The organism is uncultured Lutibacter sp. (genome assembly GCF_947493565.1).
GTDB lineage: Bacteria > Bacteroidota > Bacteroidia > Flavobacteriales > Flavobacteriaceae > Lutibacter > Lutibacter aestuarii.
In genome coordinates, this window is the sequence record NZ_CANLRG010000017.1 from 1 (window position 1) to 9,209 (window position 9,209).

Below are 9,209 nucleotides of genomic sequence, written 5' to 3' on the forward strand. Positions count from 1 at the left end.
CTTTTGATACCGCTGGTGATTATCAAGTAAAATTAGTAGCCACAAATTCTGCAGGAACCCATCAAATTACGAAACAAATAACTGTAACTGCAGCATCAACTGGAGGAGGAAATAGCAATCCTTGTAACCTGCCTGAATGCTATGTTCAATCAACTTCCACTGTTTCTTCAGGGTTAACAACAACGATAACATATGGATATACTTTAGTGAATGGGAAAAAAATGATTTCATCAATCACTACTTCCACTGGTTTTGGTGATGTAGTTACAAGTATTGAATATGATGCTCAAGGAAGAAGAAGTAAAGATGAAACTAAACTTGGTGGTTCATTACAAAACTATATTGAATATGAATATAGCAATGGTGATCAAACCGTAAGAGCAAATTCATACGATGCTGGAGGAAATTTAACCGGCTATACTATTAGTGAATATGATGCAAATATGCGCCTTAATCGTACAGATAATTATACTTCAGCAGGAGCATTGACTAGTTATACTATTTTTTCTAATTTTTTAAATATTGTTGGAAGTTTTCCTCAACTTGTTGAAACCTATAATGCAAACAACGCAATTACACAAACTGACGTACATACCTATCAAGATTGTCAGCTTAAAAGTACCGTTTCAAAAGATGGAAACGATACAGTTATAGGAGAAATAAATAATACAATTGATGCAAATAAATTATTACGCACAAGTGTAGCAACTATTTATACGCAAGGATTTAGTATTACAAGTACAACTGAATATGTTTACGATTGTGATTAATTGGATTTAAAAATACCCTAAATGAAAAATCTAACTGATATAATTTATTGGTTAGATTTTTTTAAAAACACACTAAATATTTTGCCAAGTATTTACAGAAAAACAGTTAGGTATAATAGAGAATCAGCATTATAGTTTAGCAATTAAAAAAAGGTTATTAGCTTTTATGTTTCTTTGTTAATTTAATTTAGGATCGTTTTATATTTTAATTTTTCATTTACATAGGATAATACAATCTACGCTTAAAAGATCTTGAATAAAGCTGTAAATTTCTATTAAATCCCACAATGGTTCCATTAGTTGTTTTATACTTGTAAGTGAAATACAATTCCCTTCATTTATTTGATTAATTAACTGAGGTAATTTAGGATGTTTTTTTTAATTAATCGATGCCCTCTTGCAAATATTAAAGTAGTTTTTAAATCTTTTTCATCTATATATAACTGAAATATTTTTTTGCTTTTAATAGAAAAAGTATCTGTTGAAGGTATTGATACTTTTATTTTGTTTGATTTTCTTCGAATACCCCCATTACTTTTTAGGCTTAATATTTTTCTATCTAAAGCAATTTCTAATTTTTTTTGAATAGAAGGTATATCAATTAGGTTATTTAAGCTGGATTGAGGAGTGTTTAATTTTAATGGTTTTGTGTATTCAACGCTGTGTTGTAGATTTTCCTCAGCAGTTTCTTTAATAAGTTCATTTTCAAATCTGTCTATAGGGGGGTTGATATAATCCAAAACAACACTCATAGAGAATTTTGGAGTATTGGCAATATGATATACATAATGTGGAATAAACATGGCATCACCAGGTTCTAAATTATAGGATTTACTATTAGGAAGCATTTTAGTAATATTGTGAAAAACTTCAGAATTATGTTGTATGGAGTTGTATTTTGGATCATCCCAAGTGTAGAATTGTTTATTTCCTGGGCCTAAATGAAATAAGATACCATCCTCTCCTACAGCTTCTTTATGAATTCCAAAAGGTGTAAATCCATAATTCCCCATAAAAAATAGGAAAGACAATCCATTAAGAGGTAATCCAGCTATTTCTAATAGTGGACTTACAATAGTGGCTAGTTTTTCTGCAAAAGCATTACTGTACTCTTCTAAGCCTATTAATACAATACCAAACTTTTGATTTCCGAAAATTTGTTGAGACCAAGTTTCAAGCGAATCTTCTACCCTTGGAGGATTGGCTACCATTTTTTCAATATAATCATTCCTAAGCTCATTATTAATATAGGTTTTTAAACCAATATGTATATCATTTTTAGCAAAAAAACCGTCTAAAACGTTTATGAGTAGTTGTTTTATAGCTGTTGTGTCTTTTTTTGAAATTAATTGATTTGCTTTTGCGGGTTTTTTTAATCCATTTGATTCATTATAAAAAGTTTTCCAAGAGGGAGAATTCATATTTGACGTTTAGTAGTTTGTTATTGGTTAAATATCACTTAAATTTTTATCAACCTTCAATTAAAGTAAATTTGAAATTTATAACCTCAGCAATATCTAATATATGTATCAAGAATAACGTTGATTGTTAGTTGTAATTTTTTATTTTACTAATATAAAAATTAAAATTATACTAAATAATCTCTTGTTGTATAGCTTATTGTAACTAAATTCAATAAAAATCATTTTTATAATTTCATATCATCTTTTTTTAATAGATTTGAGTTCCTAAGTTTTAATTCATTTTTAAACTATTATACAAGTGTTGTATAAAGAAAATTCATTTTTAAAATCTATAACTATTTTTATAGTAGGTATAGTTATTTCTATGATACTAGCCTATTATGTTAAAAAAGAAAATGACAAGCAACAACATCAAGAATTTGAAATAAGCTCAAATGACATTAGAGATAAAATTGAAAATAGACTTAGTGCCTATGTCCAATTTTCAAGAACTAGCTCTTCTTTTTTTATGTCTTCAGATACAGTTACTAGAAGTGATTGGAATTATTTTTTTGAAAAAAGTAAAATATCTGAAAACTTAATTGGCTTTCAGGGTTTAGCATATTTAGCTCAAGTTTCAAGAAAACAATTATCAAGTTTTACTAAACATATTAGTAGAGAATTGAATGATGTTTATGAGGTTTTTCCAGAAACCAAAGAAGTATATTATACCCCAATAATTTATATTGAACCTGCTGAAAAAAACGAAAAGGCTTTAGGCTTTAATTCAAGCTCAAATTCTAATATGAGAAATGCAATTGAGATTGCTAGAGACTCTAATAAAGTTACAATAACAGATAAAGTTTTTCTTGTTCAAGAAGTAGAAGCAGCACCAAAACCTGGTATCGTAATTTATGCGCCTGTTTACAATAAAAATATGCTAATAAGTACTATTGAACAAAGACGAGAAGCAATTAAAGGATGGGTAGCTATATCTCTGAGAATGCATGATTTTATGGATGGTGTAATGAGTGATTTTGATTTAGGTGCAAAAAAGTATATAGGGTTAAAAATATTTGATAATGATAGTCTTTCTAACAATCATTTATTATATGATAGTCAGTTAAATATTAAAAATTATGACTCAAACAAGTATAATTTATTAATAAAAACCATACAGGTAAACACAAAAAAATGGCTATTGCAATTCTCAGAACCTAAAACACCTATTATTAATATAGGTAGTGTTACTGTATTTTTGCTAGGCTTGGTAATTAGTTTACTACTTAGTCTTTTAATGTTTTCATTATTTAATACGGTTTCATTTGGAAAAAGTTTGGCAAAAAAATTAACTTTAGATTTATCTGATAAAAATATAGAACTAAAGAAAACAAATCAGCTTTTAAATGAAAGCTATTCCGATTTAAAAAAGGCTAAAGAAAAGGTTGAAGAGAGTGAAGATAAACTTAAATTAATTGCTAACAACTTGGTGAATGGTATGTTGTATCAAGTTGTATCTATAGATGAAAACAAAAGAAAATATAATTACGTAAGTGATGCAGTATATAAATTTTATGGTTGTACAGCTGAGGAAGTTTTAAACAATCCAAATTTAATTTATGATAGGATACATAAAGATGATATTGAAGAGTTTAAAAAAAATGAGATTAAATCAATAAAAGAGCAAACAATTTTTAAATTCAAGGCTAGGGTAATTAACCCAGATGGCAGTATAAGATGGTCTTATTATGTTTCACGCCCGAGAATTATTAATGGATTAATTCATTGGGATGGAATTGAAATTGATATCACCGAACAGAAAAAAATTGAAAATGAATTGTTAATTGCTAAAGAATCTGCTGAAGAAAGCAATAAACTAAAAACGGAATTTTTAAATAATATGTCGCACGAAATAAGAACTCCTATGAATGGAATTCTTGGATTTTCCGATTTATTAAATACTCCTAATTTAAGCAATGAAAAAAAACAAAGTTTTATTGGAATAATTCAAAGCAGTGCCAAACAGTTATTAAATGTAATAGATGATATTTTAGAAATATCCATATTAGAAACCAAACAAGTTAAAATAGTAGAAAGCAAAGTGTGCTTGAATGAATTGTTAGTCGATCTTTTTTTAGTTTTTGACATTAAATCAAAAGAAAATAAAATCCCAATTTATTTAAAAAAAGGGTTAACGGACAAGCAGAGCACTATATTTGTTGATAAAACTAAATTAGTTAAGGTTATAAGTAATTTAATTGAAAATGCCTTAAAATTTACTTCAAATGGATATATAGAAATAGGCTACATTTTAAATAATAAAAAAATAGATATCTATATAAAAGATACAGGAATTGGAATTGATAAAGAAAAACACGAATTAATTTTTGAACGTTTTTCGCAAGCCGAAGTTAAACTTTCTAAAAAAGTTGGAGGTCTAGGTTTAGGCTTATCTATAGTAAAAGAAAATGTGGAGTTGTTAGGTGGTAAAATTAGATTGGAATCGATAAAAGACAAAGGTTCAACCTTTGTAGTTTCAATTCCTTACAAGCCAGTTTTTGAAAATAAACCTAATGAAACTAATAATCAACCCATTATTCTTATTGCAGAAGATGAAGAGGTTAATTATTTATATGTAGAAACCTTAATAAAAGATGTATTGAAGTTAGATTACAATGTAATACATGCTAAAAATGGGCAAGAAGCTGTTGAAATGTGTAGAAAATACTCTGCGATTGAATTAGTTTTAATGGATTTAAAAATGCCTATAATGAATGGATACGAAGCACTAAAAGAGATTAAAAAAAATAGACCAGATTTAACTATAGTAGCACAAACAGCTTACTCTACAACAGATGTTAAAAATGATGTCTCTTCTACAGGTTTTGATGATTTTATTTCTAAACCAATTAACTCAGATGTATTTGTTAAAATAATTGAGATTTATTTAAAATAAACTTTAAGTCTGCTAATTATAGGGTTAATATATTAAAATCGTTTTGAGTTAGTTTGTCAACATTCTCGGTAATTTTTTCAATATCCCAATTCCACCATTGTAATTCTAAAAGTTTTAAAATTGTTTTTTCTGAAAATCTTTTTCTAATTAATTTTGAAGGATTACCTCCAACAATGCTATAAGGTTCAACATTTTTTGTTACTGTAGTGTTGGATGCTATAATAGCCCCATCTCCAATTTTAATTCCTGGCATTATAGTTACATTATAACCAATCCAAACATCGTTTCCTATCACTGTATTCCCTTTTGTGGGGTAAGTTTTACCCTCCATAGCTTTTTTCCACCCAGCACCAAAAATTGCAAAAGGATAACTTGAAATAGCATTGGTTAGGTGGTTTGCACCATTCATTATAAAAGTAATATTTGATGCAATCATACAAAATTTACCAATAATGAGCTTGTCTCCAATAAAATCAAAATGATATTTGACATTCTTTTCAAAGTTACCAACATCTTCAAAATCATCATAATAAGTATAATCACCAACTTTTATAGCTGGATTTTTTATTATGTTTTTTAAAAAACACAATTTTTTATAATGTGTTAGTGGGAATTTTAAATTTTTATTTGGACCATTCATAATTACAGTTTTTTACACCTTTTTTATTGCAATTATTACTTAAGCAGCAAAAAAAGGTGTTGTAAAACTAATTATTTAATTTTGAAGGCACAATCCAATAAGTATATTCATAAGATTTATAAGTTAAACGATATGGCTCTAGAGGTAGTGTACCCCAGCTATTTATACTCCCTAATCCTTTTTGAAAACCATCAATATTTACAAATACTCTTTCTTGTGGTGTTAATTCACCAGCGTGTTTTTGTGTTTTTTCAATTCCAGAGTCTAGATCGTTTTTACTAAAATTTAAAGCAGAAAAATACAATGGCTTTTCCCCAATTATTTTAAGTTGATATCCTAAGCTGTTTGTTAAGGTAGCCCATCTAACATCAATTTTATTACCCGTTTCTTGCGGTCTTATATATGGAAAATATTGTTCAGCAACTGTGCTTTTATAGCGACCAATTTTAGCTGCATGTTGTCTGTCAGAATAAGCTTCAAAAGGACCTTTTCCATACCAAGTAATTGTATGAAACTCTTTTGGAACAATCATTTCATTTCCAAATTTAAAAAAGTTACTGTGTTTGCCTTTATGAGCCGTAAGCTTATTGGTGATTTTTACAGCTCCTTTTCCATTAATTATATAAGTTTGGGTTAATGTTGCATCATTTCCAAAAAGATGCTTAACAAAATTAATTAATACCTCATTATTGTTGATTTTTTTAATGGTAAAATCTGCTACTTCATTGTTGGCAATTGTTTTCCATTCTTGGTAATTTTTTTGAGAACCAGAACCATAATCATTATCAACTGGAGCTCTCCAAAAATTGACTTGAGGACCTTTTTCTATAATTGTTAGATTGTTAAAAATATAATTATTAAAAGAACCTGTTTTTTTATTAAAACTAATTTCAAAATTTAAACCTTTTACATTGATGAAGTCTTTATTAGAATTAACTTCAATAGGCTCGTTAGTTTTTTCAGTGGTATAAGGAACAAAACTTGTTAGTTGAAATTGTTCATAGGCAATCTCATAATTTTTATCTAACAGAGGTTCTTTAGTTTTAAGAATGGCTTTTAAATTTAAAAAATATTCTATATTAGGTTGTAATTTGGTTTGAAATGGTATTTCTATAACCTTTGTTTTTTGAGGAGCAATAGCTAAATTTTCAAGTTTTCCAGCTTCAACTTTTTTGCCATCTGCAATAATTTCCCAATAAAAAATATAGTTTTTTAAATCTTTAAAAAAGTACCAGTTTTTAATTGCTATTTGCTTTTTTGCTAAATCACTTTCGTAAAATTTAATTTCTTGCTGAATATGTTTTACTTCATTCATATGAGGGTTTAGTTTCCTATCAGGTTGAACCAAGCCATTGTTAAGAAAGTTATTATCACTTGGAGTTCCTTTAGGGCCAAAATCTCCTCCATATGCGTAAATTTCTTTTCCATTTTTGATGGTTTTAATTCCTTGATCTACAAAATCCCAGATAAAACCTCCTTGAAGTTTGTCATATTTTTCATACAAGTCCCAATATTCCTTAAATCCACCCATACTGTTTCCCATAGCATGTGCATACTCACATTGTATTAACGATTTCTCCCAAGAATTATTTGTAGCATATTTTTCAATATCATTTGGTGTTGCATACATTGGAACATATAAGTCAGAATTCCACTCCAAGCCTGCTCGTTCATATTGAACAGGTCTAGTTTTATCTAACTTTTTGGCTAATAAATAAGTATTATAAAAATTGTACCCATTTCCAGCTTCATTTCCAAGAGACCAAATAACAATTGAAGGATGGTTTTTATCTCTTTCAATCATACGCTCAGTACGTTCCATATGTGCCTTTAACCATTTTGGGTTATTTGCTAATGTTTTTGTTAAGTTATATCCCATTCCATGAGATTCTATATTGGCTTCATCAATTACATAAATACCATATATATCACATAGCTCATACCAATAAGGGTCGTTTGGGTAATGACATGTACGCACTGCATTTATATTGTTTTGCTTAAAAATTTGAATATCTTTAAGCATATCTTCTCTTGATATTACATGTCCTGTATTTGGGTCATGTTCATGCCTATTAACTCCTTTAAATAAAATAGGTTTACCGTTTAATAAAAACCGTCCATTTTTAACTTCAGAAGTTCTAAAACCTATTTTTTTTGAAATTACTTCTTTAACTGTTCCTTTTTTATCTTTTAGTTCAATGGTTAGCTGATATAGCTCTGGAATTTCAGCAGACCACTTTTTTACGTTTGGAATTGAGGTAGTAAAATTAAGTGTGCTAATAGTGTTTTTATCAATCTCAAATTTTTGATTTTTGGTATATAGTAGTTTATTTTCCTTTTCAATTTCAATTGTAATACTCCCTTTTTGTATCTTATTTAAGGTATTTTTAATTTCTAAATTAAGGTTGAAATCCCCTGTAGAATAGTTATTAATTAAACCTGATTTAGCAAAGTAATCGTTTATATAAACTTTGGGTCTAGCATACAAATAAACATCTCTTTCTATTCCTGAAATTCTCCAAAAATCTTGACATTCTAAGTAGCTTCCATCGCTCCAACGGTAGACTTCTAAAGCAATAGTATTTTTACCAGTTTTAATAAATTTAGTAATATTAAATTCAGCAGGTAATTTAGAGCCTTGGCTATAGCCTACTTTTTCTCCATTTATCCATATATAAAATGCAGATTTTACAGCTCCTAAATGAATAAATATTTCTTTCTCATTCCAATCTTCTGAAATTTCAAAAGTTCTTAAATAGGATCCAACAGGATTATAACCATCTGGAATATCTGGAGGGGTTAGTTCTCCTTTTTGAAAAGGATATGAAGCATTTACATAAATTGGAATTCCATAACCTTCAACTTCCCAATTAGATGGAACTTTAATAGAATCCCAAGAGGAATGATTAAAATTTATTTTATAAAAATCTTTAGGTCTTTTTTCAGCATCTCTTACCCAATTAAATTTCCAAATACCGTTTAATAGTAAATAATTGTTTGCTTTTAACTCCTCATTTTTTTTGGCTAATTCTTTTGAGTTATATGGGAAAAATGAAGCTCTAGCAGGTAGTTTGTTTATTTCAACTATTGAAGGGTTTTCAATTATCGAATCTAAAGTTTGTGCTATTGTTGAGCTATTACTATTTAAAAATAGTAAGCTAAAAATAATATTAAAAACTAAGGTTGATTTCTTCATTATAATCCTTTTTACATTAATAAATGTAAATATAACATTTATTAATATTAATTTAAAATAATTTCGACGAATGTCAATTTTTTAAGTAACACCCCAATATTATAAATTTATAATATTGGGGTGTTTTATTTTATGTTTAACCCAAATTACATTAGTAGGTGTCTTTGATCCAGTTGTAAGGTTTTCTTTTGATCCAGTTTCCACGAGTAAAATCAGGGAAGTCTTGAGGTTCCCCATTATTTTC

5 protein-coding genes are annotated in these 9,209 nt (G+C 28.0%); 2 read left to right on the forward strand and 3 right to left on the reverse strand.

Going from position 1 to position 9,209, the window contains the following annotated elements; translation table 11 throughout:
* Positions 1-770: hypothetical protein (locus Q0714_RS14090; protein WP_298266185.1), on the forward strand; the 770-nt coding region annotated here is incomplete at its 5' end.
* Between the two features lie 350 nt (positions 771-1,120).
* Here the strand turns inward: Q0714_RS14090 and Q0714_RS14095 are convergent.
* On the reverse strand, positions 1,121-2,191 hold the full coding sequence (locus tag Q0714_RS14095; RefSeq protein ID WP_298266187.1) for an RNA methylase: 1,071 nt from the start codon (positions 2,189-2,191) through the stop codon (positions 1,121-1,123).
* 301 nt (positions 2,192-2,492) lie between these two features.
* Here Q0714_RS14095 and Q0714_RS14100 point away from each other — a divergent pair, with 301 nt between their 5' ends.
* On the forward strand, positions 2,493-5,129 hold the full coding sequence (locus tag Q0714_RS14100; protein ID WP_298266189.1) for a CHASE domain-containing protein: 2,637 nt from the start codon (positions 2,493-2,495) through the stop codon (positions 5,127-5,129).
* 16 nt (positions 5,130-5,145) lie between these two features.
* On the opposite strand, the gene Q0714_RS14105 is transcribed toward Q0714_RS14100, so the two are convergent.
* Both Q0714_RS14105 and Q0714_RS14110 read right to left on the reverse strand, forming a co-directional pair.
* Positions 5,146-5,769 carry a CatB-related O-acetyltransferase gene (locus Q0714_RS14105; protein WP_298266191.1) on the reverse strand — a complete coding sequence of 208 codons (624 nt, stop codon included), beginning with the start codon at positions 5,767-5,769 and terminating at the stop codon, positions 5,146-5,148.
* 67 nt (positions 5,770-5,836) lie between these two features.
* Positions 5,837-8,965: a glycoside hydrolase family 2 TIM barrel-domain containing protein gene (locus Q0714_RS14110; protein ID WP_298266193.1), complete on the reverse strand. Its 3,129-nt coding sequence runs from the start codon at positions 8,963-8,965 to the stop codon at positions 5,837-5,839.
* Positions 8,966-9,209: the final 244 nt, after the last annotated feature.

Excerpts from the sequence above, each read along its gene's own strand:
- Q0714_RS14110 (WP_298266193.1), bottom strand. The coding sequence starts at position 8,965 with ATGAAGAAATCAACCTTAGTTTTTAATATTATTTTTAGCTTACTATTT.
- Q0714_RS14105 (WP_298266191.1), bottom strand. The coding sequence starts at position 5,769 with ATGAATGGTCCAAATAAAAATTTAAAATTCCCACTAACACATTATAAA.
- Q0714_RS14095 (WP_298266187.1), bottom strand. The coding sequence starts at position 2,191 with ATGAATTCTCCCTCTTGGAAAACTTTTTATAATGAATCAAATGGATTA.